The 26,286-nt window shown below is 57.8% G+C and carries 24 protein-coding genes and 1 tRNA gene; 19 read left to right on the top strand and 6 right to left on the bottom strand.

Going from position 1 to position 26,286, the window contains the following annotated elements; all coding sequences use genetic code 11:
* The first annotated feature begins 138 nt into the window (after nucleotides 1–138).
* The 8 genes from ACYZTS_RS23850 to ACYZTS_RS23815 all read left to right on the top strand — a co-directional run bounded on the left by ACYZTS_RS23850 (nucleotide 139) and on the right by ACYZTS_RS23815 (nucleotide 6,712).
* Complete coding sequence (locus ACYZTS_RS23850) at nucleotides 139–669, top strand: hypothetical protein (RefSeq protein WP_461992491.1); 531 nt, start codon at nucleotides 139–141, stop codon at nucleotides 667–669.
* A gap of 70 nt (nucleotides 670–739) precedes the next feature.
* Nucleotides 740–931 (top strand): PLDc N-terminal domain-containing protein, encoded by a 192-nt coding sequence (locus tag ACYZTS_RS23845; protein ID WP_028622263.1) that lies wholly within the window; start codon nucleotides 740–742, stop codon nucleotides 929–931.
* A gap of 316 nt (nucleotides 932–1,247) precedes the next feature.
* Nucleotides 1,248–2,123 carry a polyamine aminopropyltransferase gene (gene speE / locus ACYZTS_RS23840; RefSeq protein ID WP_461992489.1) on the top strand — a complete coding sequence of 292 codons (876 nt, stop codon included), beginning with the start codon at nucleotides 1,248–1,250 and terminating at the stop codon, nucleotides 2,121–2,123.
* A gap of 196 nt (nucleotides 2,124–2,319) precedes the next feature.
* Nucleotides 2,320–2,562: a hypothetical protein gene (locus ACYZTS_RS23835; RefSeq protein WP_461992488.1), complete on the top strand. Its 243-nt coding sequence runs from the start codon at nucleotides 2,320–2,322 to the stop codon at nucleotides 2,560–2,562.
* Nucleotides 2,563–2,781: 219 nt separating this feature from the next.
* Nucleotides 2,782–3,123: a ribonuclease E inhibitor RraB gene (locus ACYZTS_RS23830; protein WP_461992486.1), complete on the top strand. Its 342-nt coding sequence runs from the start codon at nucleotides 2,782–2,784 to the stop codon at nucleotides 3,121–3,123.
* Nucleotides 3,124–3,509: 386 nt separating this feature from the next.
* Nucleotides 3,510–4,919 (top strand): circularly permuted type 2 ATP-grasp protein, encoded by a 1,410-nt coding sequence (locus ACYZTS_RS23825; RefSeq protein ID WP_461992485.1) that lies wholly within the window; start codon nucleotides 3,510–3,512, stop codon nucleotides 4,917–4,919.
* Between the two features lie 12 nt (nucleotides 4,920–4,931).
* The gene (locus ACYZTS_RS23820; protein WP_461992483.1) at nucleotides 4,932–5,882 is read left to right on the top strand and encodes an alpha-E domain-containing protein; all 951 of its coding nucleotides are present in this window, start codon (nucleotides 4,932–4,934) and stop codon (nucleotides 5,880–5,882) included.
* Entirely contained in the window at nucleotides 5,879–6,712 is an 834-nt protein-coding gene (locus tag ACYZTS_RS23815) for a transglutaminase family protein (RefSeq protein WP_461992482.1), read from the top strand. The genes ACYZTS_RS23820 and ACYZTS_RS23815 overlap by 4 nt, the downstream gene beginning before the upstream one ends.
* 173 nt (nucleotides 6,713–6,885) lie before the next feature.
* Here ACYZTS_RS23815 and ACYZTS_RS23810 read toward each other — a convergent pair whose 3' ends face one another.
* On the bottom strand, nucleotides 6,886–7,692 hold the full coding sequence (locus ACYZTS_RS23810; protein WP_461992480.1) for a c-type cytochrome: 807 nt from the start codon (nucleotides 7,690–7,692) through the stop codon (nucleotides 6,886–6,888).
* Nucleotides 7,693–8,309: 617 nt separating this feature from the next.
* Between ACYZTS_RS23810 and ACYZTS_RS23805 the strand changes: the two genes are divergently transcribed.
* The 3 genes from ACYZTS_RS23805 to ACYZTS_RS23795 all read left to right on the top strand — a co-directional run bounded on the left by ACYZTS_RS23805 (nucleotide 8,310) and on the right by ACYZTS_RS23795 (nucleotide 12,509).
* A complete protein-coding gene (locus ACYZTS_RS23805) occupies nucleotides 8,310–9,515 on the top strand; it encodes an acetyl-CoA C-acetyltransferase (protein ID WP_461992478.1) in 1,206 nt (401 codons plus the stop codon).
* A gap of 23 nt (nucleotides 9,516–9,538) precedes the next feature.
* Nucleotides 9,539–11,683 (top strand): 3-hydroxyacyl-CoA dehydrogenase NAD-binding domain-containing protein, encoded by a 2,145-nt coding sequence (locus tag ACYZTS_RS23800; protein ID WP_461992477.1) that lies wholly within the window; start codon nucleotides 9,539–9,541, stop codon nucleotides 11,681–11,683.
* 94 nt (nucleotides 11,684–11,777) lie between these two features.
* Nucleotides 11,778–12,509: an amidotransferase gene (locus tag ACYZTS_RS23795; protein ID WP_461992475.1), complete on the top strand. Its 732-nt coding sequence runs from the start codon at nucleotides 11,778–11,780 to the stop codon at nucleotides 12,507–12,509.
* 92 nt (nucleotides 12,510–12,601) lie between these two features.
* On the opposite strand, the gene ACYZTS_RS23790 is transcribed toward ACYZTS_RS23795, so the two are convergent.
* From ACYZTS_RS23790 to ACYZTS_RS23780, 3 genes are all read right to left on the bottom strand, one after another.
* Entirely contained in the window at nucleotides 12,602–13,573 is a 972-nt protein-coding gene (locus ACYZTS_RS23790) for a magnesium and cobalt transport protein CorA (RefSeq protein ID WP_461992474.1), read from the bottom strand.
* 131 nt (nucleotides 13,574–13,704) lie between these two features.
* Nucleotides 13,705–14,427 (bottom strand): 1-acylglycerol-3-phosphate O-acyltransferase, encoded by a 723-nt coding sequence (locus ACYZTS_RS23785; RefSeq protein WP_461992472.1) that lies wholly within the window; start codon nucleotides 14,425–14,427, stop codon nucleotides 13,705–13,707.
* 211 nt (nucleotides 14,428–14,638) lie between these two features.
* On the bottom strand, nucleotides 14,639–15,328 hold the full coding sequence (locus ACYZTS_RS23780) for a crotonase/enoyl-CoA hydratase family protein (protein ID WP_461992471.1): 690 nt from the start codon (nucleotides 15,326–15,328) through the stop codon (nucleotides 14,639–14,641).
* A gap of 308 nt (nucleotides 15,329–15,636) precedes the next feature.
* On the opposite strand from ACYZTS_RS23780, the gene ACYZTS_RS23775 reads away from it, so the two are divergent.
* The 8 genes from ACYZTS_RS23775 to ACYZTS_RS23740 all read left to right on the top strand — a co-directional run bounded on the left by ACYZTS_RS23775 (nucleotide 15,637) and on the right by ACYZTS_RS23740 (nucleotide 19,829).
* A tRNA-Ser gene (locus ACYZTS_RS23775) sits at nucleotides 15,637–15,726 on the top strand.
* A 309-nt stretch (nucleotides 15,727–16,035) separates the two neighbouring features.
* Nucleotides 16,036–16,218 (top strand): hypothetical protein, encoded by a 183-nt coding sequence (locus ACYZTS_RS23770; protein WP_461992469.1) that lies wholly within the window; start codon nucleotides 16,036–16,038, stop codon nucleotides 16,216–16,218.
* 112 nt (nucleotides 16,219–16,330) lie between these two features.
* Nucleotides 16,331–17,611: a serine hydrolase domain-containing protein gene (locus tag ACYZTS_RS23765; RefSeq protein ID WP_461996527.1), complete on the top strand. Its 1,281-nt coding sequence runs from the start codon at nucleotides 16,331–16,333 to the stop codon at nucleotides 17,609–17,611.
* 161 nt (nucleotides 17,612–17,772) lie between these two features.
* Nucleotides 17,773–17,961 (top strand): hypothetical protein, encoded by a 189-nt coding sequence (locus tag ACYZTS_RS23760; protein WP_028622278.1) that lies wholly within the window; start codon nucleotides 17,773–17,775, stop codon nucleotides 17,959–17,961.
* Between the two features lie 312 nt (nucleotides 17,962–18,273).
* Nucleotides 18,274–18,645 (top strand): bacteriocin, encoded by a 372-nt coding sequence (locus tag ACYZTS_RS23755; protein ID WP_461992468.1) that lies wholly within the window; start codon nucleotides 18,274–18,276, stop codon nucleotides 18,643–18,645.
* 124 nt (nucleotides 18,646–18,769) lie between these two features.
* Nucleotides 18,770–19,201 carry a glycine zipper domain-containing protein gene (locus ACYZTS_RS23750; protein WP_461992466.1) on the top strand — a complete coding sequence of 144 codons (432 nt, stop codon included), beginning with the start codon at nucleotides 18,770–18,772 and terminating at the stop codon, nucleotides 19,199–19,201.
* 126 nt (nucleotides 19,202–19,327) lie between these two features.
* Complete coding sequence (locus ACYZTS_RS23745) at nucleotides 19,328–19,516, top strand: hypothetical protein (RefSeq protein WP_028622281.1); 189 nt, start codon at nucleotides 19,328–19,330, stop codon at nucleotides 19,514–19,516.
* A gap of 94 nt (nucleotides 19,517–19,610) precedes the next feature.
* Nucleotides 19,611–19,829, top strand: a complete 219-nt coding sequence (locus tag ACYZTS_RS23740) for a hypothetical protein (protein ID WP_081832489.1) — start codon at nucleotides 19,611–19,613, stop codon at nucleotides 19,827–19,829.
* Nucleotides 19,830–20,860: 1,031 nt separating this feature from the next.
* Here ACYZTS_RS23740 and ACYZTS_RS23735 read toward each other — a convergent pair.
* Together ACYZTS_RS23735 and ACYZTS_RS23730 are read right to left on the bottom strand one after the other, a co-directional pair.
* Nucleotides 20,861–21,271 (bottom strand): hypothetical protein, encoded by a 411-nt coding sequence (locus tag ACYZTS_RS23735; RefSeq protein ID WP_461992464.1) that lies wholly within the window; start codon nucleotides 21,269–21,271, stop codon nucleotides 20,861–20,863.
* Nucleotides 21,268–26,142, bottom strand: coding sequence for an RHS repeat-associated core domain-containing protein (locus ACYZTS_RS23730; protein WP_461992462.1), 4,875 nt, complete (start codon nucleotides 26,140–26,142; stop codon nucleotides 21,268–21,270). Before ACYZTS_RS23730 ends, ACYZTS_RS23735 begins: the two co-directional genes overlap by 4 nt.
* Between the last annotated feature and the right edge of the window lie 144 nt (nucleotides 26,143–26,286).

The raw sequence follows: 26,286 nt of genomic DNA, 5'->3' as shown, positions 1-26,286 counted from the left end.
TGGCAAGGTGCCATCATTGTGCCGCTATCGAATCAGCTGGATCTTGATGTGGGTCAAGATTCCCCACAGCAGCCAACCCCGGGCGGAATGCGCTATCCTGCGCGCCTTCAAAATTCCCTCGCTACAGGATCCATCGCCATGAAAGCCGCACTCGTCGAACTCATCACAAAAATCAGCTCCGGGTGCATGAGCGATGAAGAAATCGCCAAGGTCGCTGACGAAGCGGCACAGGCCTACGCGGACCCTGCGGCTTTTCTCACAGCCAATCCGGACATCAACTACGACGAGACTTTCCCGATTCCGTTGGGCGAGTGGGTGGTAGTCGGCAGCCTGCCGGAAACCGTGCTGTTTCAAGCCGACACTTACATGGACCTGTTCGCGCAGATCGTTGCCTCGTTCGGCCCGGGCGTCGATTTCAATATCAAGCCCAAGCAACTGGCCAAGACAGAAGCCCTGACGGCGTTGAACCGCATCCAGGTGCAGATGGGCAGCATGAACAAGGAAAACGGCGGCTACACGCTGATGAACTTCAGCCAGTTGCTCGACGACGAACTGCAAGTGGTGCTGGTTTTCGGCAATGACGTGCCGCGCGTGCTTGAGCTGTGCGCCGAAGTCGGCATCACCGCCGCGCCATCGCTGGAAGCGTTGAAAGTGGCGATTCACGTTTAATGGAATAATACGGAACCCTGACATTCGCCGACTATCCTAAGAGGGCACACCACTTATAGGGAGCGACACCATGGGTTCCACGTTCAACGGCCTGATTGGCCTGATCATTCTTGCTCTGGATATCTGGGCAATCATCAACGTACTGAAAAGTGGCGCTTCCACAGGCATGAAAATCGTCTGGGTACTGCTGATCCTGCTGCTGCCAGTCCTCGGCCTGATCATCTGGGCCATCGCCGGCCCACGCGGTAACGTGCGGATCTGACAAGGTTCCCCACACGCCACCGACCTGGTCTGACCCCGATCTGTAGGAGCTGGCTTGCCAGCGATAGCATCACCGCGGTTATTGAGATGCACCGCGCCGATCCCATCGCTGGCAAGCCAGCTCCTACAAGTCAGTGTTTGTCGGACCAGCATTATGTTCAGCACCTACAAGGGATGACGCGGACCCTGCAACTGAGGTTCGACCTGTCATCTTCCGCGACGTAGAATGCGCGCCTTTCCCGGGCAATCGAGCCGATCGATTGGCCATCATGGGCGGGTAACCGTCCGTTGCCACCGCATTCATCGGAGCACTTCCCATGAGCACCACCCCGACCAGCGAATACCTGGAAACCCTCTACGAAGGCTACGGTCAGCGTTTTCGCATGGAAAAACTGCTGCACGAAGTGCGCACCGAACACCAGCACCTGGTGATTTTCGAAAACCCGCGCATGGGCCGGGTCATGGCGCTGGACGGCGTCATCCAGACCACCGAAGCCGACGAATTCATTTATCACGAGATGCTCACCCACGTGCCGATCCTCGCGCATGGCACGGCCAAACGCGTGTTGATCATCGGCGGTGGCGACGGCGGCATGCTGCGTGAGGTTGCCAAACACGGCGGCGTCGAGCACATCACCATGGTCGAGATCGACGGCACGGTGGTCGACATGTGCAAAGAGTATCTGCCGAATCATTCCAAGGGCGCGTTCGACGATCCACGCCTGAACCTGGTAATCGACGACGGCATGCGTTTCGTCGCGACCACCACTGAAAAATTCGACGTGATCATTTCCGACTCCACCGACCCGATCGGCCCGGGCGAAGTGCTGTTTTCCGAGAACTTCTATCAGGCCTGCCGTCGCTGCCTGAACGAGGGCGGCATTCTGGTGACCCAGAACGGTACGCCTTTCATGCAGATCGAAGAAGTCAAAACCACCGCCGGACGCCTGCGCAGCCTGTTCCCGGACTGGCATTTCTATCAGGCCGCCGTACCGACTTACATTGGCGGCTCGATGACGTTTGCGTGGGGCGCGACCAACACGTCTTACCGCAAATTGTCCCGCGAAACCCTGCAACAGCGCTTCGCCGGCAGCGGCATCATCACCCGCTACTACAACCCGGAAATCCACATCGGCGCCTTTGCCTTGCCGCAATACGTGCTGCAGGCGGTCAACAAACCAAGTAACGACTAAGTTGTTTCTGTAGGAGCCGGCTTGCTGGCGATGCAGACGCCTCGGTCTGCCAGCCACGCTGCGATTATCCGATCGCTGGCAAGCCAGCTCCTCCACGTTTTTCATGGCAGCACAGCGCAATCCCGTTGAACGATCACACGGTGCAAAAGTCCAGATAGTGGTAAGCCCACTTGCGGGTTTTATCGAGGAGGCACCGATGCAACAGTGGACAGTCACTTACGTGGATGATCACGGCGAAACAGTCGAAGAAATCTTTGAGTTCGAAGAGTGCCCGGACAAAGAGCAAGCCGCCGCATTGCTCAAGGAGCGGCTTTTCCCTGTCGCCGCCAAACTGGATCTGAACGATCTGGAAGGGCGCACCGACGACGCCAGCGTAAAAAGTCTCAAAACCCAGAACAGCATAGAAATCCTCGGCATTACTCCCGTTACTCCCGTCTAATATCCCCCGTGGCACAATTTTGAAACACCAGGCCTTGGCAGCAGCTCGGACTTGCGGCTACTCTGCAAGCGAGATCAGCGAACGGATCGCGCTAAGGTCTGGTCTTGTCAGCTACATGCTTGCTTCCCGGCGGTAACGTGGTTACCGCTTCACTCGCCGCCAGCGGCTGCGCAGTTGGGAATACGGAAAGTCTATCCATCAGTGTGAGGGGGACGATTCATGAGCACAGCCTATCAAGAAGACATCAGCAGCAACGTGCTGCGCCGCATGAAAGAAGGCGGTTTCGATTTTTCCCGGTTTCATCCCATCGAGTTCTACGCCATTTTCCCGGACGAGGAGCGGGCACGCAGGGCGGCAGGTCACTACAATGGCGAATCCATGAACGCACAGATCAGCGTGCGCGATGACGGCGCGTGGTATCTGGAACTCAGCAAAGTGATGTCCGCCACTTATGACGGCATCGGCGATTTCGAGCAGGATTTCGAGGCCGTGGTCGAGCCTTTGGGCGGCATCATCGAAGGGTGGGGCGTCAAGCAGGAGGTCCGAGGGCGACTCGCCTGACATCATGAACAGCGACAACATCCGCTAATGGCTAACCTCCGGGTTGGCCATTTTTCGTTCAGGTGCGCTGAACGTAAGACGTGCCGAAAGCTTGGGCAAAAAAAAGCCGCCTGAGCGGGCGGCTAAAAGGGAAGTTTGGGCAGATTTCCTGCGAGTGCACGGATTATCCCCACTCGCATCCACCCTGAGAAATCGCCTCTGACTATGTCGCTGATAGCCTTTACCCCGCCTTGCAATGAGGCGCAGCTAATCCAGTGCGAGCGCTTAGCGCACAGAAACGGTGCGGCCTGTTTAAGCCGATTACGCAACCGATTGATACCAAAGCGATTCTGCCGATGGCACGGGCCTTGCGATGGCTTACGCGTCCGGGTGACAAGGAGCACGGTATGATCCGCACCTATTTTGATGAGATGTACGATGCCGGCGGCCAGGTCCGCCCGCATTATCGGGAGTTTGCCCGTTGGCTGGCGGACACCCCCGACGAGCTTCTGGCCCAACGGCGACGCGAAGCCGATCTGCTGTTCCATCGCGCCGGCATCACGTTCACGCTCTACGGCGACGAGCAGGGCACAGAGCGGCTGATCCCGTTCGACACCATCCCGCGCAGCATCCCGGCCAGCGAGTGGCGAATCGTCGAGCGCGGCTGCATTCAGCGAGTCAAGGCGCTGAACATGTTCCTCGCTGACCTCTATCACGAGCAACGCATCATCAAGGCCGGCATCATCCCGGCGGAACAGGTCCTGGCCAACGAGCAATATCAGTTGGCGATGCAGGGGCTGGATTTGCACCGCGACATCTATTCGCACATCTCCGGCGTCGATCTCGTACGCGATGGCGACGGCACGTACTACGTGCTCGAAGACAACCTTCGTACGCCCAGCGGCGTCAGTTACATGCTTGAAGACCGCAAGATGATGATGCGGCTGTTCCCCGAATTGTTCTCCGCCCAGCGCATCGCGCCCATCGACCATTACCCGAACCTGCTGCTCGACACCCTGAAAAGCTCCAGCCCGATCGACAACCCGAGCGTGGTGGTGCTGACGCCGGGTCGCTTCAACAGCGCGTTTTTCGAGCATGCTTTTCTGGCTCGGGAAATGGGCGTGGAACTGGTGGAAGGCGCCGACCTGTTTGTTCGTGACGACAAGGTGTTCATGCGCACCACGGACGGCCCGAAAGCGGTCGACGTGATCTACCGCCGGCTCGACGATGCCTTCCTTGATCCATTGGCGTTCAATCCCGATTCGATGCTTGGCGTGCCGGGGCTGCTGTCGTCCTATCGCACCGGCAACGTCGTGCTGGCCAATGCTATCGGCACCGGCGTGGCGGATGACAAATCGGTGTACCCGTTCGTCACGGACATGATCCGCTTCTACCTCGACGAAGAGCCGATTCTGAAGAATGTGCCGACGTGGCAGTGTCGTAATCCCGCCGAACTTTCCCACGTGCTGGCCAACCTTCCGGACCTGGTGGTCAAGGAAACCCAGGGCTCCGGCGGTTACGGAATGCTGGTAGGGCCGGCGGCGACGGCGGCGGAAATCGAATCGTTTCGACAGCGGATCAAGGCCAAACCCCACGCGTATATCGCGCAACCGACGTTGTCGCTGTCGACCTGTCCGACCTTTGTCGAAAACGGTATCGCGCCGCGGCACATCGACCTGCGTCCGTTTGTATTGTCTGGCCGCGAAACCCGGGTTGTCCCCGGCGGCCTGACCCGTGTCGCCCTGCGTGAAGGCTCCCTGGTGGTGAATTCCTCCCAGGGCGGCGGCACCAAGGACACCTGGGTGGTCGAGGATTGAAGGAAGCCTGCCATGTTAAGTAGAACTGCCTCGGATTTGTACTGGATGTCGCGTTACCTGGAGCGGGCGGAAAACCTCGCGCGGATGCTCGACATCAGCTATTCGCTGTCGCTGATGCCACAGGATGGTCGCGGTGACGGCTTGCACGAACTCGCCATGCCGTTGCTGATCACCGGCACCCTCGAGGATTACCTCGAGCGCCACGGCGATCTGCATGCCGAACGCCTGTTGCATTTCTTTGCTTTGGACGCGGCCAACCCGGCGAGCATCTACAGTTGCCTCGGTTCGGCCCGCGCCAGTGCACACGCGGTGCGTGGGCGAATAACCGCCGACATGTGGGAAAACATCAACGCCACCTGGCTGGAAATTCGCGGGATCGCCGATCAAGGCTTGAGTCGCTACGGCATGAGCCGTTTTTGCGAGTGGATCAAGGAACGTTCCCACCTGTTTCGTGGCGCGTCCTACGGCACGATCATGCGCAACGATGCGTTTCGCTTCATTCGCCTGGGGACGTTTATCGAAAGGGCGGACAACACGCTGAGACTGCTCGATGCGCGCTACGAAATGGCCGGCGATCAGGCCGAAGCGGTCAGCGATGGCACGGCTCACGCGTATTACCAGTGGAGCGCGTTGTTGCGAGCCTTGTCGTCCTTCGAGGCCTATACCGAAATTTACCGCGACGCCCCCGGCGCCCGGCATGTCGCCGAATTGTTATTGCTGCGCGCTGACGTGCCGCGTTCGTTGCGCGCCTGCACCGAAGAGATCGACCAGATTCTCGCGCAGCTGCCCGGCGCCAACGGTCGACCTGCGCAGCGTCTGGCGGCCGAGATGGACGCACGCCTGCGCTACACCGGCATCAGCGAAATTCTCGACGAAGGCCTGCATGCCTGGCTGACCGAGTTCATCCCGCTGGTGCGCCAGCTGGGCAACGCCATTCACAGTTCGTATCTGGAGGCTGCATGAGACTTTCCATAAGCCACGAGACCACCTATCACTATGAAGATCAGGTGCGGGCGAGCATCCAGTATCTGCGCCTGACTCCCCACGACAGCGAGCGCCAGCACGTGCTGAGCTGGCAGCTCGACCTGCCGCGCCCGGTGCGCGCGCAGCTTGATCCGTTCGGCAACATCCTGCACGTGCTGACCATGGACGAGCCGCACGAGGCGATCATCATTGGTGCGCGCGGCCAGGTCGATATCGACGAATTGCGCGAAGCCGAGAATGAGAGCCAGTCAGCGCTGCCGTTTTTGCGGTTCACCCGCCTGACCGAAGCCGACGAAGACTTGCGTGCTTTTGCCGGCAAGGAATGCAAGCAACGTCGCGATCGCACAGCGTTGATCGATTTGATGCACGGGCTGAACCAGCACATGACTTACACGCCGGGCTCTACGGCGGTCGACACCAGCGCGGCGAATGCTTTTGCTGGTCGTGCGGGCGTTTGTCAGGATCACACTCACGCGTTTCTGGCGTGCGCGCGCAGCCTCGGCATTCCGGCGCGGTACGTGTCGGGCTATCTGTACACAGAGGATTGCGAACACCTGGCCAGCCATGCGTGGGCGGAAGCCTGGCTGGATGACGCTTGGTACAGCTTCGACGTGACCAATCAGCTGACGAGGCCCGAGCGCCACTTGAAACTGGCAGTAGGCCTTGATTACCTCGATGCGTGCCCGGTCCGCGGCATGCGCCGGGGCGGCGGGTGCGAGCAGATGCACGCCAAAGTCTTCGTCTCCCCGACACCGATCCCGATCCCGATCCCGATCCCGGCGCCAGTGATATCCGTCCAGCAGCAGTGAGCGCCGAGGCTGCACGCAGAAAAGTATATTCACCACAAAACCCGTAGGAGCCGGCTTGCTGGCGATGGCGGCGTGTCAGCCAACATCAATGTGGGTTGACCGGGCCTCATCGCGGGCAAGCCACGCTCCTACAGGTTTTGCGGCGTTCTTACTTTTTGGGCGCCATCTACGAATCAGGGCTTAACCTTGCGCCCCGCCATATGCTTCAAATACCCCACCAGCATCTCCAGGTCTCCATCCGGTAACACTGCCGCTGAAAACCCGGGCATTTTTGCTTGCGGCCACTGCCGCAGACTCTGCGGGTCGCGAATGTAGCGCTGCAAAAACTCCCCGCCAAAATATTCGGTCGGGCTGAATGGAATATTCAGATCCGGCCCAAACTGCGCATCCCCGGCACCGTTCAATCGATGACACGCCAGACAATTCTTCTGAAACAACGCGAACCCCTGGTTCACCGGATCATCCGCCTTCAATGCAGGATCAGGCAGCAAGGCAGGGAAGCGCTCCGCCACCGGCGCCATGCGCTTGATGCTCGCGACTTGAAACGGCCATTGTTCGGGGCTGATGCTGCCGGCCTGAGGGTCAGTCCAGACCAGGTAAAACGGCCCGGCGCTGTGTTTGCCTGCGGACAGCCCGGGCCACGGTTGCGCCGGATCCTCAATGGCCAGCCACGCCCGCGCGCCATGAGCGTTGAGTAACGGTGCCGCCGCCAGCTCGGCCGCAAACCCGTCCGAGGCCACGGCTTGCAGGTGCTGATCAGGTTTGACCCCGTGCAACAGCGCCGCCAGCGGCACCGCGCGGTAACTCATGTCCCGCTTGTAGGACACATCTTTTTTAATCGTGATGGTTTCGATCTGAGGATGCTTGAGCAACTCCTCGGTTTGCCAGCTACGCGAATAGTCGCCCAGATCGAGATCAAGCTGAGCTGCGTAAAGCGGTGCGCCGAACAGCAGGGCCGCCAACAGAATGAGCGCTTTCAAGGATCGCCGTCCAAGTCAGGGATGTGCGGCAAGGTTGGCACAGCCGCGCTGGCCCGCAAAGCGAGCCAGTCACAATTTGGCGCGACGGGATAAAATCTTCAGCTGTTTGATTTGAGCGATCAGCCGAGCACCTTGGTCAGGTTCGGCAAGATCAACACGAGCGTGGTGGCGAAAAGAATGAGACCGGCTTGACGTACTTTCGATTGCTTGAACATGGCTTGACCGCCTTTTTTGTTATTCCCTGATTGCCTGCCCGCATATCTCCATGACGGCAGAGCGTTGCACTTCCTGTAAGACGAGTGCCTCGGCAAAACCCGACGACGACTTCGTTTCTCTTCACCTTAGAGCTCGTTAAAGGCCGCGTCACACTTGGCTTAGATCCATTTCGTATGGTCCGCGCGCTAACGGTTGTTAAAAAGGTATGAGGCCTATTGCCAGCTTCTTCGCCGCCCTTTGGCTAGACAGCTTCAGCCACTCTATCGGTCAACTCGTTAGCAGACTACCGTCCGTCTGAGCGTGGTCGTCAATCTCGCTGAGCGTTGCGGTCATTGAATTCGTAATCGCTCGGCATAAGGTGGAGGTCTGCATTCAATCCTGCTCAGCGGTTCGAGGACGTCATGACCCAAGCTTTGATTTTTGATGCGTTACGCACGCCCCGCGGCAAAGGCAAGGCGGACGGCGCCCTGCACAGCGTCAAACCGGTGAACCTGGTTGCCGGACTGCTCACCGCATTGCAGCAGCGTACCGACCTCGACACCCGTCAGGTCGACGATGTGGTCCTGGGCTGCGTGACGCCCATCGGCGATCAGGGTTCGGACATCGCCAAGACTGCAACGCAAGTGGCCGATTGGGACGTCAGCGTCGCCGGCGTGCAGATCAACCGCTTCTGCGCCTCAGGCCTCGAAGCCGTCAATCTCGGCGCGATGAAAGTGCGCTCCGGCTTCGAAGACCTGGTGGTGGTGGGCGGGGTCGAATCGATGTCGCGGGTGCCGATGGGCAGCGACGGCGGCGCCTGGGCGCTGGACCCGCAAACCAACCTGCACAGTCATTTCACCCCGCAAGGCGTGGGCGCGGACCTGATCGCCACGCTGGAGGGCTTCAGCCGTCACGACGTCGATGCCTACGCTCTGCATTCCCAGCAGAAAGCGGCGCGCGCACGGGCCGACGGTTCATTCAGCAAATCGCTGGTGCCGGTGCAGGATCAGAACGGCATTGTCCTGCTTGATTACGATGAGTTCATTCGGGCCGAAAGTACTTTGGAGGGACTCGGCAAACTCAAACCGAGTTTCGAAATGATGGGGCAGTTGGGTTTCGACGCCACGGCGTTGCGGGTCTACAGCCATGTTGAACGGATCAACCACGTCCACACACCGGGCAACAGTTCCGGGATTGTCGACGGTGCAGCGCTGATGCTGATCGGCTCCGAAGCCAAGGGCCGCGCGCTCGGCCTGCAACCTCGGGCGCGCATCGTCGCCACCGCAGTCACCAGCACCGACCCGACCATCATGCTCACCGGTCCTGCACCGGCCACCCGCAAAGCCTTGGCCAAGGCCGGGCTGCGGGTCGAAGACATCGACCTGTTCGAAGTCAACGAAGCCTTCGCCTCGGTGGTGCTGAAATTCATCAAAGACATGGCCATCGACCCGGACAAAGTCAACGTCAACGGCGGCTCGATCGCCATGGGTCACCCGTTGGGCGCGACCGGTTGCGCCATTCTCGGCACGCTGCTTGATGAGCTGGAAACCCGGCGCCTGCGCTACGGCCTCGCGACCTTGTGTGTCGGCGGCGGCATGGGCATTGCCACCATCATCGAACGCCTCTGAGCCCCGACTTCAAGGAAACTGTAATGACCGAAGCCATCCGTTACGAAAAAGGCCAGGACGCTATCGTCGTCCTGACCATCGACATGCCGGGCCAGAGCGCCAACACCATGAACGCCGTGTACCGCGAAGCCATGGCCGCGTGCGTTGCTCGACTGGTTGCGGAAAAGGACACGGTTGCCGGCGTCATCATCACCTCGGCCAAGAAGACCTTCTTCGCCGGTGGTGACCTGAATGAATTGATCAAAATCGGCAAACCCGAAGCCAAAGCGTTCTACGACATGGTGCTGACGTTGAAAGCTCAGTTGCGCACCCTCGAAACCCTCGGCAAACCGGTGGTCGCCGCGATTAATGGCGCGGCGCTGGGCGGAGGCTGGGAGATCTGCCTGGCCTGTCATCACCGGATTGCGCTGGATAATCCAGCCGTGCAACTTGGCTTGCCCGAAGTGACGCTTGGCCTGTTGCCGGGCGGCGGTGGGGTGGTGCGGACGGTGCGCCTGCTCGGTCTGGAAAAAGCCTTGCCGTATCTGTTGGAAGGAAAAAAAGTCCGGCCGCAACAAGCCTTGCAGGCGGGGTTGATTGACGAACTGGCGAGCAACGTCGATGACATGCTGGCCAAGGCGCGCGCCTGGATCGTCGCCAACCCTGCCGCGGTGCAGCGTTGGGATGTGAAGGGCTATCAGATTCCGGGTGGTACGCCGTCGAATCCGAAAGTCGCACAAATGCTGGCGATCGCGCCGTCGATCCTGCGCAGCAAAACCCAGGGCTGCCTGCCCGCGCCGGAGAAGATTCTCTGCGCGGCGGTAGAAGGCGCTCAGGTCGATTTCGACACCGCGCACCTGATCGAAACGCGCTACTTCACCGAATTGACCACCGGCCAGATCTCGAAAAACCTCATCGGCACTTTCTGGTTTCAACTCAATGAGATCAACGCTGGCGGCTCGCGCCCTCAAGGTTTCGCACCTTATGTGACGCAAAAAGTCGGCGTGCTGGGCGCCGGGATGATGGGTGCGGGCATTGCGTTTGTCAGTGCCTCGGCGGGCCTCGAAGTGGTGCTCAAGGACGTCAACCTCGCCGCTGCCAAGAAAGGCAAAGCGCATTCGGCGGCGCTGCTGGACAAGAAAGTCGCGCGCGGCCAGATGAGTGCCGAGCAACGTGAGGCGATCCTGGCGCGGATCTGTCCGGCCGAAAATGATGAGGACCTGGCTGGTTGCGACCTGGTCATCGAAGCGGTATTCGAAGACCGGGAATTGAAAGCCAAGGTCTCGGCCGCCGCGCAGAAAGTCGTTGGCCCGGATGCGCCCATCGCTTCCAATACCTCGACCTTGCCGATCAGCGGCCTCGCCACTGCCGTGCCCGACCCGAGCAAATTCATCGGCCTGCATTTTTTCAGCCCCGTGGAGAAAATGCCGCTCGTGGAAATCATCAAGGGCAGCCACACCAGCGACGAAACCCTGGCCCGAGGTTTCGATTTCGTCCTGCAGATCAAGAAAACCCCGATTGTGGTCAACGACAGTCGCGGCTTCTTCACTTCGCGAGTGTTCGGCACCTTTACCAACGAAGGCATCGCCATGCTCGGCGAGGGCGTCAGTGCGCCGATGATCGAGACCGAAGCGCGCAAGGCCGGCATGCCGGTCGGGCCTCTGGCGATCTCCGACGAAGTTTCCCTCAGCCTGATGAGCCATATCCGCCAGCAAACGGCCAAAGACCTGCAAGCGGAAGGGAAACCACTGACGGAGCACCCGGCCTTCGCCGTGATTGATCTGCTGCTCAACGAATACAAGCGACCCGGCAAGGCCGCAGGAGGCGGTTTTTACGATTATCCTGCCGGTGGCCAGAAGCATCTGTGGCCGGAGTTAAAGAGCCGTTTTGAGCAAGCTGACGGGCAGATTTCGCCGAAGGACGTGCGTGATCGGCTGCTGTTCGTGCAAGCCATCGAAACCGTGCGCTGCGTGGAGGAGGGCGTGCTGACCTCGACGGCAGACGCCAACGTCGGTTCGATCTTCGGTATCGGCTTCGCTGCCTGGACCGGTGGCGCGCTGCAGTTCATTAACCAATACGGGGTAAAGGATTTCGTCGCCCGCGCGCAGTACCTGGCCGACGCGTACGGCGAACGGTTCGCGCCGCCCGCGCTGCTGCTGGAAAAAGCCGCCAAAGGGGAGACGTTCTAAGGGACAAGTGACGCACTCCGGGGCTTGCCTGCCATCGTGTTTCAGGGCAGGCTCTGGGGTGTGCATTATTCCCTTCACGTGTCAGGTATTTTTTATGTCGTTACGCATCTGCATTCTGGAAACCGACATTCTGCGTCCGGAACTGATCGATCAATACCAGGGTTACGGGCAGATGTTCCAGCGTCTGTTCTCGCAGCAACCTATCGCCGCGGAGTTCACCGTTTACAACGTGGTGCAGGGCGAATATCCGAGCGATGACCTGACCTTCGATGCGTATCTTGTCACCGGCAGCAAAGCTGATTCCTTCGGCACCGACCCATGGATCGAAACCCTCAGGGCTTATCTGTTGAATCGCTACGAGCGGGGCGACAAGTTGCTCGGCGTCTGCTTCGGCCATCAATTGCTGGCGCTGTTGCTGGGCGGCAAAAGCGAGCGCGCGACCCAGGGCTGGGGCGTTGGCACGCACAGTTACAAACTCGCGGCGAAGGCGCCGTGGATGAGCCCGGTCAAGGAAGAGCTGACGTTGCTGATCAGCCACCAGGACCAGGTGACGTCATTGCCGGAAAACGCCACGGTCATCGCTTCCAGCGATTTCTGCCCGTTTGCTGCTTACCACATCAACGATCAGGTGCTGTGCTTCCAGGGGCATCCGGAATTCATCCACGATTATTCACGCGCGTTGCTGGATATTCGTCAGGAAGCGCTGGGCGAGCAGGTTTATTCCAAAGGAATGGCCAGCCTTGAGCATGAGCATCATGGCGCGACGGTGGCGGAGTGGATGATGCGGTTTGTGGCGCACAAGCCAGAGGCGGTTAAGCCTTCCTGACCCATGCCGAGCAGCTTCACTCCCACGGTTCAATGTGGGAGCGAGCCTGCTCGCGATTGGCAGCGACGCTGTTTAACCTGCAGTGCACAGTCCTACAACCAGCCCGACCGCTTGAAACTTGCCCACAAACTGACGCATCCCACCGCAATAAATCCCAGCACACCGAAATAGCCGTAATGCCAGGTCAACTCCGGCATGTTCTGGAAATTCATTCCGTAAATCCCTGCCACTGCAGTCGGAAACGCCAGAATCGCCGCCCACGCAGCGAACTTGCGCTGCACTACGCTCTGACGCGAGGCTTCCAGTAACACGCCGATTTCGATGGTCTGACTGGCGATGTCGGCTAGCGTCGTCAAATCCTCCATCTGCCGCGTTACATGGATCTGCACATCGCGAAAGTACGGGCGCATGTTCTTGTCGATGAACGGAAAGTTGAGCCTTTGCAGTTCCTCGCCGATCTCCACCATCGGCGCGGCATAACGCCGTAGACGCACTACGTCGCGACGCAGGCTGTGAAGTTTCTGAATGTCGCGCTCATTTAACGAACTGCACAGCACGTTGTGCTCCAGTTCATCAATTTCGGCATGGATCGCTTCGCCCACTGGCTGATAGTTTTCAATAACGAAGTCGAGGAGGGCGTACAGCACGAAATCTTCGCCATGTTCGAGCAGTAGCGGACGCGCTTCACAGCGTTGCCGGACATGGGCGTAGGAGGCAGAGTGACCGTTGCGCGCGGTAATGATGTAGCCCTTGCCGGCGAAGATGTGCGTCTCGATGAATTCCAGTTTGCCGTTATGGCGGATCGGCGAATACGTCACGATGAATAGCGCATCGCCAAAGGTTTCCAGCTTCGGTCGACTGTGTTTTTCCAGGGCGTCTTCGATGGCCAGTTCATGCAGATTGAACTGGCGTTGCAGGTTATTCAGCTCTTGTTCATTCGGTTCTTCAAGACCGATCCAGACGAAGTGGCCAGGCTTTTCCGCCCAGGCCGCCCCTTCATCGAGTGTGATATTGGTGACTTTTTTTCCGGAGCTGTAAACCGCAGCAGCAACAACTCTACCCATGGTTCTGATTCGCTTCTTATGTGCAAGTGGCAGTGGCAGGCAGGTATCAGCTTAGCCTTGTCTGCTGTTTGAGAGTCAGCAAAATCGGCAGAGTTCGCCAGCAAAAGAAAACCCGCACTTGGCGGGTTTTTTCAGGCAGTTTGCAGTTGCCGGTCCATCGATGCGATGCACTCGCGCATCTGCTCGCGACATTGCGCGATCAACATGGGCATGTCATCCATGCTCAACCCTGCGGTGGGAATCGCCGGAAGCGAGCGGATCAGAATTTTCCCACTGCGCCAGCGGTTAAGTCGCATGTGTTTGACGTAACTGCTGACACACACCGGCACGATTGGCACGCCTGCGGCGATCGCCATCTGGAACGCACCTTTCTTGAACGGCAGCAGCTCTTCGCCAAGATTGCGCGTGCCCTCCGGAAACACCCAGATGGACGTGTCTTCATGCTGCAAGGTGTGAGTGGTGGTCAACATGGACTGCCGCGCCTTCTGTGCGTTGCCGCGGTCGATCAGCACGTTTCCGGCCAGCCAGAACAATTGCCCGAACAGCGGCACCCATTTCAGGCTCTTTTTGCCGATGCACACGGTGCGGCGGGGCACCACATTGCCGAACACAAACAGATCGTAGTTGGATTGATGGTTGGCGATGATCACGCAGCTTACAGGTTTATCCATCAGCGGCCCCACGTCAGACTTTACCCGCAGCCGCAAAATGCACATGGCCGGCCACGCATATAGGCGTGCGCACAGACGACTGTTGTCCGGATTGAACGGCCGACACAGGCCCAGTAACACGCCAAGCACTCCGGCCAGGACAAAGTGCAGGCTCATCAACAACATACGCAACACAAACAGCATCTGCAGGCCCACCAGCGCAAAAGGTGGCGCAGTGTACGGATGTGCACTGTTTTCGGCAATTGCTGGCAGGGAAACAGGAGATGGGCGATGTTTGACCACATGTTTCGGCCTGGGCGTCAGAGCCGTCCTAAAGCCCCTGTAGATATAGCTACGAGGTATGTACGAAAAAGCCCGACGCGGACGTCGGGCTTTTCAATGATGCCGGTCGGGCTTAACCCATGTATTCCTGATCAAGGATGATCGCGTTGTCCAAGGTATCGAGCAGGCCCTTGCGCACTTTCAGTTTGGTGTTCTTGTGAGCCGTCATGTTGATCTTCTTCAATTGACGTGCGGCTGCCATTGCCGCGCCTTGCAGCTCATCAGCCGACACCACCGTGTCAAGGAAGCCCGCATCAACCGCGCTTTGCGGGTTGAACATTTCGCCATTGATCACTGAACGGTGAAAGGCCGACTTGCGCAGACGATCTCGCGCAATCTCGATACCGGCGTGGTGCATGGTCATGCCGATCTGTACTTCGTTCAGGCCAATGCTGAAAGGCCCGTCGACGCCTATTCGGTAATCCGCCGACAGAAGCAGGAATGCACCCTTGGCCACCGCGTGGCCCGGGCAGGCGACGATGACCGGGAAGGGGTGAGACAGTAGACGACGGGCCAGTGTCGAGCCGGCCGTCACCAAAGATACCGCTTCTTTAGGACCCGCTGTCATTACCTTCAGGTCATAACCGCCGGACAGGATTCCCGGCTGACCGGTAATGATCACCACGGCACGATCCGTCACGGCTTGATCCAGTGCCGTGTTGAACGCAGCAATCACGTCCGGTGAGATTGCATTGACCTTGCCATTGCTCAAGGTCAGGGTCGCGATACCGTCTTCGAGATGGTAGGAAATCAACTCACTCATGACGCTATTCCTTGTATGAAAGTTGAAGCAGACGTTACCCACCGCAGCAGGCCAGGTAAAGCGCCGTGACTGACCCGCCAGTCACCCTTTTCCCACGCGCCGCGTGTCGCCAGCCTTGTCTGCGGTGTTTCGCCTTCTATATAGAAGAAGACGCAGAGCCGGAGATTGGCAGGTTTGCCATGGCGCACGGCTGGCAAGATCATCTGAATCCCTAACCGCATGAAAATTCTGCAAAAAAAGTTTGCCATCAGAAAAGCTTTCGACTACATTAGCGCGCCTCGACAGACAGAAGATGTTTGTAGAGATACGGTGAAGTGTCCGAGTGGCTTAAGGAGCACGCCTGGAAAGTGTGTATACAAGAAATTGTATCGAGAGTTCGAATCTCTCCTTCACCGCCAAATTCGATGTAACCAGAACCCCTGATTTCGAAAGAAGTCAGGGGTTTTGTGGTTTTTGGGGTCTGAAAATACTGTGTCTAAAAGTGCGGTTCAGGCATTTCTGAGTTCATGTAGGACGCGTGAATCTCTTGTCGGAAGCAGGGCGGGAAGACCAGATACGCCGGGGCGTTCAGGGGATTCTATCGCTCACGGATGCGCGGTTGCAGGAGGGTTTCCATATCTCGCTCAGGGGTACAGAATGACCCGATACCCGGCAATAGCCGATCCCTCTGTCTGGAATGAGTGCGTGCAGTTCTGCAGGAGTTCACCATGAAGCAGGCAGAGCTGGAAAAGATCCACGTCGAGATCGTCAAGCTAATCGCCGAGCAGCGCAAGCTAAACGCTGAAGCGGGCAAGATGACTCGTGAGACCTTTTGGTATCCGGTCGCTGTCGCGACAGGTTTGATTGGCACGGTGGCTACCGTTACGACTGTATTGATCAAGCTTATGTAGAACAGGTTTTCACCCCGACGCAATTTGCATGCTCACTCGAACGGAATCGAACACCATGCCATTTCTCATCGCAATCTATCGCCTCCTGGCCCTGTCCTTTACGGCCACGCTGATGTTCTTCGTTTCCTCTTCGGCCATTGCATCCGCCCCGGAGCCTTACCCAGACGCCAATGCCAGCGACCCTGCGAAGCTCGGTTGGATGATCGGTTCTCCACCTCCCGCCGAGCGCACCGTGCGTTTTGATGACGGCAGCTATTTTCGGTTTCCGGCGATGCGCTGGAGTGTCTCGAATTTTCGTCAGCTCATGCCGACAATCAATGTATCGCGAGGGCTCGGCGCGCCTACGTCGTTGAAGTCCGTATTGCGCGAATACATCGACGCCATCAGCTTCACACCGCTTGGGGCAACGTCGCCGATGACGTGGGAGCAATCCCTGCCCGCGGCTTACACCGACGGTATCGTGGTGATGCACCGAGGCCAAGTCGTCTACGAGCGCTACTTCGGGGTATTGAAACCGGAAGGGCAGCATGCGGCGATGTCGGTCACCAAATCCGTGGTCGGTACGCTGGGCGCGATGTTGGTGGCTGAGGGGCGAATCGATGCGGATAAGCGGGTTGTCGATTATGTTCCCGAGTTGAAGAACTCCGCGTTCGGCAACGCGACGGTGCGCCAGGTTCTGGACATGACTACAGGCCTGAAATACAGCGAAGACTACGCCGACCCTAACGCCGAGGTCTGGGCGCACGCCAACGCCGGCAATCCGTTGCCCAAACCGGCGGACTACACCGGTCCTCGCAGCTACTACGAATTCCTGCAGAGCGTTCAGCCCCAGGGTGAGCACGGCGCTGCATTCGCCTACAAGACTATTAACACCGACGTGCTCGGGTGGGTGATCGCGCGGGTGACGGGGCGTAATGTCGCGCAGTGGTTGTCCGAGCGCATCTGGAGTCGGCTCGGGGCGGAACAGGATGCCTACTTCAGCGTGGACTCCATCGGGACGCCGTTCGCGGGCGGCGGTTTGAACGCGGGCCTGAGGGACCTCGCAAGGTTTGGCGAGATGCTGCGCAATGATGGCCGAGCCAACGGCCAACAGATCGTGCCTCAATCAGTCATCGACGATATCCGTCGGGGCGGCGACAAGCAGGCATTCGCAAAAGCGGGTTATGACCTGCTCAAAGGCTGGAGCTATCGATCGATGTGGTGGGTAACGGGCAAGGAGGGCGGAGCTTTCATGGCGCGCGGGGTCCATGGGCAGCGCATCTATGTGGACCCGGATGCCGAAATGGTCATTGTGCGGTTTGCCTCACATCCTGTTGCGGCCAATGCCGCTAACGATCCGGTTACCCTGCCGGCTTTCGAAGCACTGGCTCGATACCTGAAGTCGTTGCCCTGATGCATCGAAGGTCTTGGCATTTTGAGCGTTCCACTCGTCGGCAGATGGATTTCATGAACCACAAGTCCGGTAATGACCGGCTAGTCTCAAAATTCTTGGTGATCGGTATTTTTCGGGCAAATCGGGCTTGCCGGTGCCGATCGCGTTTGAGGGGTGTAGATATGGCTCATCCGTATAACGAAGACGACGGGGCAGAATTTCCGATCAACAACTGCGTGCAGTGCGGGCAAACCGAATATGTGGCAAGTTTTGGTGAAGATAAGATCAAAGTCGGCAAGATGAAATCCATGGTCAGCCGCGGGCCGAAGTCGAAGTTCATGCCCAAGGTGGCGGCTCCGGTCAGGAAGTGATGAAGCCCACTGGTAGAACCCCGTCATCGAACGGGGTTTTTTATATCTGGCGGATTATTTTCACCACACGGTATTTTGCAGAAACTTTCACAAAGTTTTCACAGGGTGAGCCGTAATCTCAGCTCATCCGTTAGAAAGCAATACCCTAGCCCGTCTCCCCAGCGGGCTTTTTTTTGCCTGTCATAAAACCTTTCCCGTGATTGCTGTCCAAACGTCGCCGATGGTTGAGTCAGCGCGTCTGGATTTTCTCTGTTCCTGACAATCAACCTCGATCCCTTTTTTGATTTGCCCAAATTTTTTGAGGTTCTTGTCATGCGTTTAACTCTGCCTGCACTGGTTTTGGGACTGATGGTTGCTCAAGGTGCACTCGCTGCTGGCGACGGCACAGCCGCGTTGGGTGGTGGTCTGGGCGGTGCGTTGGGTAACGTCGTCGGCCATAACATGGGCGGCAGCACCGGCGCGGCGATTGGCGCGGGCGTTGCTGGTGCAGCCGGTAGTGCAGCTACCGCACGTAAAGGCAGCCGTACGAAAGCGGCGATCGGCGGTGGTGTTGGCGCGGCGGGCGGTTCTGTAATTGGCAACAGCCTTGGCGGCAAGACAGGATCCACCATCGGCGCAGGCGTGGGCGGCGCTCTGGGTGGCGGCGTCGGAAGCAACCTGGCGAAGGGCCACAAACGCCACTGATCCGATTGATGGCCAGCTGCCACAATTTAGTCATTCGGTATGAGTGGTTTCGATCAGGCAGGTGCTAGACTCCGTTCATCCGTAGTGCGTTCTTCCCCCCGACGCGGAATTAGAGGTTCATATCATGCGTTTGACATTGTCCACGTTGTTTCTGGGACTTTTGGTCGCTCAAGGTGCAATGGCGGCCGGCGATGGCACGGCTGCAGTAGGCGGTGGTATCGGCGGTGCATTGGGTAACGTGGTCGGCCAGCAAATGGGCGGCAGTACCGGTGCAGCAATCGGCGCAGGTTTGGGCGGCGCAGCAGGCAGCGCAGTTGGCGCGCCTAAAGGCAGCCGCACCGCGGCGGCCGTCGGCGGTGGCTTGGGCTCGGCCGGTGGTTCGGTAATCGGTAACAGCATTGGCGGCTCCACTGGCTCCACCATCGGCGCAGGCCTTGGCGGCGCGGCAGGTGGCGCAGTCGGTAATAACCTGGGCACCGACGATCGCAGTTCCCATTCTGGCAACGGCCACAAGAACAAGTACAAGAAGAACAAGCACAAAAACAAACACCATTGATTTGATCCCGAATCAACTGAAACCCGGCCAAGCGCCGGGTTTTCTGTATCTGTCGCCAGCGCGCAGGAACGATTGGCCGCAGGGCGCCTCGAACTTAATACATCCCGGTATTGATCGAGGCTCGTCATGACTCCTGAAACCGAAGGCAAAGAAGAAAAAGGTCCAAGCGGACTCCCGTTCATCAATGATCCCGGTAACGAAGATCCCGGATCGCTGATGGATGACGCCACCGTGCCGCTCAATGATTCTGATGATGCGGGCGACGTGGGTAATCTCGAATATGAAGAGGAAGATGAGGACGAGGATGAACAGTGAGGTAACTGCGTCATGAACCTGGCCGACGGGAGAGCGTTTCCGATCGGCCCTGATCACCGCAGGCTCTCGTCCTCGAACGTTGTCAGAGGTGCATATGAACACTGATCCTGAAGACACAGACGTCGATGACACACCGGAGTATCCACTTCCGTCTCCAACCGATTCGCTAAGCCGCGACCAGCGTCCACCGGATGACGAACCTGGCATCGAGCAAGTGCCGAACGAGGATGTCCGGCGTACAGATAGAGATAGCCAGGCTGATCCCGGTAACCCGGATATCGCAGAGGAAGAAGGTTCTAAGGAACCCCGTTGAGCGGTTGCCATTGGTCGGGTGAAAGGCACCTTTGCGACGTGATCGCTGCCGTACATTCAGGTAAGCAACTCTATCAAGGAGACGCACCATGATCAGATCAACCCTCACGGCCATCACTGTGGCTGGCTTGTTATCCGTTAGCTCGGCTGCGGTATTCGCTCAATCTACAGGCGCACCCGTCGATAAAGGCGGAGCACCACCATCCACCGAAATGAATACGGGTTCGGGCAGTGGCAATGCGTTGCCGCCTGGCAGCATTGACAGCGGTAATAGCGGCGACGCCAGCGGGAGGAGCACCAGCCCGGGGACTGGAAGCGGATCCATGAGCGGTGGCAGTTCGATGGGGAACGGTTCGGGCGGTGTGACTGGCGATACCGGTAAAGCAGGGATGAGTAGTGGTAAGAAGGGGAGTTCGGGTACGCCGGCTGGGAGTAAGGATGGGGCTGGGGGCTAGTAGTTATTTACCGATTCACCGATTCGCCCAGCTAAATGCTGGGCGTTTTTATGTTTTAAGTTTGATAGATTCTGTCAATTGTAGAGATATTCTTTTTTTGTCCAGTCAGAGCAGAATCATGCTTCGATCATCATAGGCAAAGTTATTTACGAAATTGTTTCCATGATTTTGTTATATTTTTCAGTAGATCCACCCGCCAAAGATGTTATCCACCGCTTGAAAAAATCTTCCTGCTCCTGAATGTTATTGGTAATGTCCGTGTCCTCATAGTCGAATATTCTTACCATGTCCTCCCTATCTGCTCGTCTCCCCAGCTCCATCTGATAGGCGACCATGCCACAGGACATTTGTGATGACATTCGTGACGGGTACACGTTAACTTTGGCGCCCTTACACAGGAAAGATATATGAGGGTAATCTGCTCTTAATAACCCGAAGCAGTCGAAGCAGTCATGAGATTCATAGATTTTGCTTTTTGTATCACCAATAATGAACCTTAGCTCGGCTCGCGATTTATGCACTTCTATGACGGCGTTTTGAATGACGCCCCCGATACGGACGGAAATATCGCATTTTATCATTGAGGCTTGCTCGATGATTTATCCGATTTAATCCACTGCATAAAATACTCCTTTTGTTCTTCCGGCTTGTTAGTCAAATTGTGTTCTTCGTAGTCGAATATATAAACCAAATCTTCTCGCTCTGCCGGCTTGCCCAGAATTAGCTCATAAGCTTTCAGCCCGAGAGTCATTTGTGCGGACATACTAGACGGATGGACATTTATTTTAGATCCTTTGCAAAGGAACAGGATATCAGGATGGTCCTCGCGTACACGTCCAAAGCACTTATAGAAATTACGGTCGCTGTAGGTCTTGTTGTACCCGTTTGTTCTAGTGAACGTGATAGATATTGCGGAGCTGTCGCAAACTAATTGTGCCGTCTCTTGCCGTCCCTCTATACGGATCGTCAATGAAACAAGGGTTATCATTTTTTTATCTTCCTGTTTGGATTAATTAATGAGTATCCTAATTCTTTACGGTTGTCGAGGATGAGAGTGGCTCCGAGCACGTCTTCATTGTTTATCTGGTTTTTTATAGCAATTTCTTTTTCTCTTCCAAACTCGTAAAGCGAGCCGAGCTCGGCACGTAAATCGTATCCTGGTATTTTTTGAAGTGTATATAGCCATCCTGTTCTAGTGTTATAGCTTGTTGCGAAATCTATTCCTACTTCTCTTAAGGGAGATGTACTGATGAAATTGCTTGGTGGATCATCACTGTCAAGAGAGTGCAATAGTAAGTCGTTGCTTTTACCCTTGCTTTTAAAGCCGTTTTTAAATACATCACTGGGGTCAATCTGATCTCCCCGATATAAATAATCCTCTTCGCTCTTAGGCTTAGGTGCAACGGGTTGTCCCTCATCAACCTTAGCCTTCCCCGCCGGATCTTCAACTCCCTCAGTCTGCTTACACTTCCCCGTCCCTGGGCACTCAGCCAACCCCAACGGATCAACCCACCCCGTCGGATTCCGCGTGTAATGGTACTGATTCAGTCCACCCGCCAACCGAATCGGATCCGGGGTCAGGAACCGGCCGACACTTGGATCATAGTAGCGATGCCGGTTGTAATGCAGGCCGCTCTCAGCGTCGAAGTATTGGCCTTGAAACCGTAATGGCTGGTCGAGGATCTGGCAGGTATCGCGGTTGAGGCGGGTGAGGCGGCCGTAGGCGGTGTATTGGGCGGCCCAGACGATTTCTCCGCTGTAATCCGTGAGTTCCTGCGGCGTGCCGAGGTGGTCGAGTTGGTAGTAAAAAGGGCAGGCCTTCTTCGGGCCTTTGCCGTCGAGCATCGCCAGCGGGCGAAAGCTGCCGGGTTCGTAAACGTAGCTGCGGTAATGCTCGCGACCGCTTTCTGCGACGAGGTTGTCGCCTTGCCAGAAGAATTGGGTCCTGTGCCCGTCAACGGTTTTGCTGATGCGCCGGCCGAAGGCGTCGTAGCGGTAACTTGCGCTGCGACCATCGGGCGTGGTGACGCCGATCAAGCGGTGCTGGCAGTCGTAACGGTATTCGGTGACCAGTTTTTGCGCGGTGCCGCGGCGTTCGCGGATCAGGTTGCCGAAGGCGTCGTAGTCGTAATGGCGATCTCCCTGCATCAGCAGGCGGTTGCCTTTGACGGTGGTCGGGCCGGGGCGGTCCTGCATCAGCAGGTTGCCAGCGGGGTCGTGGGCGAAGCTTTCGGGCTGTTGATCGCGGCTGTGACGGACGCGGATCAGGCGATTGAGCGGGTCGTATTGGTAGTTGCGCTGGCCGTGGCGGGTGTCGGCAATGTGCTCGAGATTGCCGTTGTCGCTGTAGGCATAATCCCGGCGATACAGCGATCGCTGGTTTTGGCTGACAGCGTGAGCCTGCAAACGGCCCTGATCGTCGTAGGCGTATTCGCTGAGCAGCAAGCCTTGCTGGCGATTCTTTTCTCGACCGGCGACGAACGTGTGTGAACTCAGGCGCGCGCCGTTGAGATCAATGCCCGTGAGCGCACCACCATTCGCACGCTGATAATCCAGTTTGCTGCCATCCGGCAGGCGCATCCGCTTGAGCTGGCCGCAGGCGTCGTAGCCATAGCGCAGCGTGCCCCAACCTTGATGTTCGGTGATCAACCGGTCCTGAAGGTCGTACTCAAATTCCAGCGGGTGGTCGTGGCCGTCATCGACGCCGGTGAGTCGCCCAAGTGAATCGTAGCGATAGGTAACCTTGATCCCATCGGGCAAGGTTTTAACCAGCAGACGCCCGGCCGCGTCTCTCTCATACGCGGTGACCAAAACCGAACCGTCATCACCAAACTCGGTTTTTTCCAGCAACTGCCCATTAAGGTCGTACGCATACGCAGTGCGCCGCCCATCAAAACCGATTTCCTGTCGGATCAATCCGCCAGGTGTGTAGTCCAGCTGATATTTTTCCCCGGATTCGTTTTCAATCTCCGTCAGCAGCAGCTGCGCGTTGTCGTAGCGATACTTAAGCTGGGTGCCATCAGGATTGATGCGCCGGCTGACCAGGTGCAGATCATCGGCATATTCATAGCGGGTAAAGCGCCCGAGTTCGTCGCGCTCGCCGGTGATCTGGCCGTAGGCGTTGTAGCCGTAAGCGCGACTGGCGCCTGTAGGCAAGGTCGTCTGCAGCAGTCGGCCAACGGCGTCCCATTGATACCGGGTAACCGCGCCATGGTCGTCCTGGAGGGTAGTCTGGCGCCCTAGAAGATCGTAAGAAAACCGCCGCACACCGCCATCCGGCAAGGTTTCTTCGACCAGTTGCCCCAGATCGTTCCACACCAACAGATGCCCGCTGGTGTCCGGGTAACGGATGGTGTGCAGTTGCCCTTTGTCGTTGTAGTAATAGCGGGTGACCTGACCGTCCGGGTCGGTCGTTTCGGTGACATCGCCCTGAGCATTGCGCTCATATGTCCACACCGCTTTGCCGCGATAGCGTGCGTGCAGGAAACCGTTGCGGTACTCGTAGGACGTCGGCTCCTCGTCCGGCGGAATCAGCGCTTCGAGGCGCCCGACGTCGTCGTAGCGGTATTCCGTGATGGCGCCGAGCGCATCCTGCTCGGCGATGAGCTGACCCTGATCGTCATACGCCTTGAGTTGTTCACCGCCATCCAGCCCGACCCGGCGCACCAGCCGCGCCCGATCATCGTGCTGATAAACCTCCTCGCTGCCGTCGGTGTTCTGCACAACCACACTGCCAGCGTCATCCCAGACATAACGCGCTTCCATCTGCGCAAACGACGCCCAATGCCGGACACATCGCGCCGCCTTGCCGGACTTTTCCCACTCCCAGAAGAAACTTGCCCCACCGGCCAGTTGCCGCTGCAGAATGACGTGCTGATCGTCGTAGTCGTAACGTTCGCTCTCGCCGAGCGCGTTGGTCGCTTCAATCAGCCGATGGCAAGCGTCGTAGCGATAGGAAACCAGCGTCTGCTCGGTCTGCCAGGCCTCATCCAGACTGACCGCCGGCACGAACACCTGATAGTCGACCGCGATCAAATGGCTGCGGTCATAACGCAACAACAGCGCCCGGCCCGCGCCGTTTTCCACCCGCTGAATGCGGTCCTGACGGTCGCGCGAAACACGCAAGCGGTTGCCGTACGCATCGCTGATCGCAGTCAATCGACCGTTGTGAAAGTGATAAAACCGCGGAACGTCGCCGGCCTGCGCGAGGATCAGCTCGTCGCTTGAATCGCCGAGATAAATCGCCGCTCGCGACAAACTGTTATGAATCGTCGGCCGCTCAGCGCTGGGCAACGGAAACGTCGTACGCCGGTTTTCATGGTCGATCCAGATGACCGACTCACCGACTATCTCCAGCCGATGCGATAACGAATGGCTCCAGCCAAACCCCAATCCGCAGTCGATCTCGACGGCGCTGGTGCGATAGAGCCGGGTGAAATCAAACGGCAACACACCGTCCAGGGTCCCATCAACCAGCGTCAGCAGTTCCTCGCCGGTAACCATCGAAACCGGGCACTTGTTGGTCGCGGTTTTATCAGCAGACTCGGCACTGTCGCCGTTAGGATTTTTCGCCTGATCCGGCGCGTTGTCGCGCTCTTCAACCCGGCCAAGACGTGTTTGCGCTGCGGATTTTTCACGAGCAATTGCAACCGGATTGCGGACCTCAATCGTCGGGCTGCCGCGAGGGGTGATCTGCAGTGGAACCACCGGCGAAGGCTTGATCGGCGCATTGCGCGCGCTGACCATCAGTGGTTTGAGCATGCTCGCGTGCGGCGCAAGTTCCGACTGCGCTGTCAGCTCTGCAAGACGCAAACCCGCGGCCGCCAGCCATTTTCGTGCTCTGTCCGATTTAACCCGGTTCAGCACCTTGGCGCTTATTCCAAGCTTCAGGCCTGTAGGACCCGTGAGTGCCACCAGCAGGAAACTCACCAGAATCTCTGTGCGAATTTCCGCCACGACTTCAGCGATGAATTGCGGCGGCAGCATCCGCAACCAACTGGTGAACGCCGCCAGATGGATGAACATCAACGGTTCGTCGCTCAACACCAGCAGCACTTTGGCAATGGCATCGGCGGGGACATTCAGGAGTGCTTCGAGCTCCTGCTCGGTCAAATACTCAAGCAGTTTTTCGCTGTTGGCCTGCAGGTCCGCCATCAGTGCGAAAACCTGCTTTACGTCACCCCACAAACCCAGCAGCGACTTCTCGAAACCGTTCCAGTCAGCCTGTTGCAGGATGCCGTAGCGCCGAACGAAGCCCGCTTCGGAAAACTCGCGCCACAGCGGCTCGAACTCGCTCGTCCATTCACCCCGCAGCCAGCCTTCAAGCTCGCCGATAACGCTTTGATAAGACGCGTACAGCGCTTTGACGTGATCCGCCGAAACGTTGGGAAAGAACGTGATGCGGTAACGGTGACCGCGCCAGCATTCGGCCACTTCAAGAATGCCGCTCGGCCCGATGGTGTGATGGACGGGTTGATCGAAACTGATTTCACCCTCGGGTCCTTCGATGATCCGCTCGAGCATCACCGGTGTATCGCCGATGGGCACAAACCGAGCGGCCTCAAACATATGCACCAGGGTCAGCGGGCCTTCAGCGGGACAACGGGTGACCGTCGAACTGACCGGCGAGGTGAGTTCCTTCGGCGCGGTCAAGCGGACCTCGTTGCCGACCTTGAATACTTGCTCTACACCCAGCGCCCAACCGGTCCAGTAGCTCTCAGCCCAGGCATCGTAGTCATTTAGGCTGAGCCGAAAATCATCGAGCAGCGCCTCGACATCTGGCTGATCGGGGTTCATCGCAGCGACCACCAGCAGGCCGACGGCGTTGTTCAAGGCCAGGATCTTGTCGGGTTTGAACATTCGCAGTCCCTTTGCGCGGATCGGTTGAAGCGCGACTTTGCGGGGGATCTACAAATAAAGAAGTCGGGAAAAGAGGCGTTTGTTGTAGGGCAAATCGCTAAATGAATATCCGGTCAATGGACACAGGTTTTTACACCGGGCCAA

The organism is Pseudomonas sp. TMB3-21 (assembly GCF_054898145.1).
The sequence above is the reverse complement of the archived record's forward strand: the minus strand, read 5'-3'. Positions and strand labels throughout refer to the sequence as shown.

What these genes read in the sequence shown, in the direction of transcription:
- ACYZTS_RS23850 (WP_461992491.1), top strand. Translation starts at nt 139, where the DNA reads ATGAAAGCCGCACTCGTCGAACTCATCACAAAAATCAGCTCCGGGTGC.
- ACYZTS_RS23845 (WP_028622263.1), top strand. Translation starts at nt 740, where the DNA reads ATGGGTTCCACGTTCAACGGCCTGATTGGCCTGATCATTCTTGCTCTG.
- speE (WP_461992489.1), top strand. Translation starts at nt 1,248, where the DNA reads ATGAGCACCACCCCGACCAGCGAATACCTGGAAACCCTCTACGAAGGC.
- ACYZTS_RS23835 (WP_461992488.1), top strand. Translation starts at nt 2,320, where the DNA reads ATGCAACAGTGGACAGTCACTTACGTGGATGATCACGGCGAAACAGTC.
- ACYZTS_RS23830 (WP_461992486.1), top strand. Translation starts at nt 2,782, where the DNA reads ATGAGCACAGCCTATCAAGAAGACATCAGCAGCAACGTGCTGCGCCGC.
- ACYZTS_RS23825 (WP_461992485.1), top strand. Translation starts at nt 3,510, where the DNA reads ATGATCCGCACCTATTTTGATGAGATGTACGATGCCGGCGGCCAGGTC.
- ACYZTS_RS23820 (WP_461992483.1), top strand. Translation starts at nt 4,932, where the DNA reads ATGTTAAGTAGAACTGCCTCGGATTTGTACTGGATGTCGCGTTACCTG.
- ACYZTS_RS23815 (WP_461992482.1), top strand. Translation starts at nt 5,879, where the DNA reads ATGAGACTTTCCATAAGCCACGAGACCACCTATCACTATGAAGATCAG.
- ACYZTS_RS23805 (WP_461992478.1), top strand. Translation starts at nt 8,310, where the DNA reads ATGACCCAAGCTTTGATTTTTGATGCGTTACGCACGCCCCGCGGCAAA.
- ACYZTS_RS23800 (WP_461992477.1), top strand. Translation starts at nt 9,539, where the DNA reads ATGACCGAAGCCATCCGTTACGAAAAAGGCCAGGACGCTATCGTCGTC.
- ACYZTS_RS23795 (WP_461992475.1), top strand. Translation starts at nt 11,778, where the DNA reads ATGTCGTTACGCATCTGCATTCTGGAAACCGACATTCTGCGTCCGGAA.
- ACYZTS_RS23790 (WP_461992474.1), bottom strand. Translation starts at nt 13,573, where the DNA reads ATGGGTAGAGTTGTTGCTGCTGCGGTTTACAGCTCCGGAAAAAAAGTC.
- ACYZTS_RS23785 (WP_461992472.1), bottom strand. Translation starts at nt 14,427, where the DNA reads ATGCTGTTTGTGTTGCGTATGTTGTTGATGAGCCTGCACTTTGTCCTG.
- ACYZTS_RS23780 (WP_461992471.1), bottom strand. Translation starts at nt 15,328, where the DNA reads ATGAGTGAGTTGATTTCCTACCATCTCGAAGACGGTATCGCGACCCTG.
- ACYZTS_RS23770 (WP_461992469.1), top strand. Translation starts at nt 16,036, where the DNA reads ATGAAGCAGGCAGAGCTGGAAAAGATCCACGTCGAGATCGTCAAGCTA.
- ACYZTS_RS23765 (WP_461996527.1), top strand. Translation starts at nt 16,331, where the DNA reads ATGTTCTTCGTTTCCTCTTCGGCCATTGCATCCGCCCCGGAGCCTTAC.
- ACYZTS_RS23760 (WP_028622278.1), top strand. Translation starts at nt 17,773, where the DNA reads ATGGCTCATCCGTATAACGAAGACGACGGGGCAGAATTTCCGATCAAC.
- ACYZTS_RS23755 (WP_461992468.1), top strand. Translation starts at nt 18,274, where the DNA reads ATGCGTTTAACTCTGCCTGCACTGGTTTTGGGACTGATGGTTGCTCAA.
- ACYZTS_RS23750 (WP_461992466.1), top strand. Translation starts at nt 18,770, where the DNA reads ATGCGTTTGACATTGTCCACGTTGTTTCTGGGACTTTTGGTCGCTCAA.
- ACYZTS_RS23745 (WP_028622281.1), top strand. Translation starts at nt 19,328, where the DNA reads ATGACTCCTGAAACCGAAGGCAAAGAAGAAAAAGGTCCAAGCGGACTC.
- ACYZTS_RS23740 (WP_081832489.1), top strand. Translation starts at nt 19,611, where the DNA reads ATGAACACTGATCCTGAAGACACAGACGTCGATGACACACCGGAGTAT.
- ACYZTS_RS23735 (WP_461992464.1), bottom strand. Translation starts at nt 21,271, where the DNA reads ATGATAACCCTTGTTTCATTGACGATCCGTATAGAGGGACGGCAAGAG.
- ACYZTS_RS23730 (WP_461992462.1), bottom strand. Translation starts at nt 26,142, where the DNA reads ATGTTCAAACCCGACAAGATCCTGGCCTTGAACAACGCCGTCGGCCTG.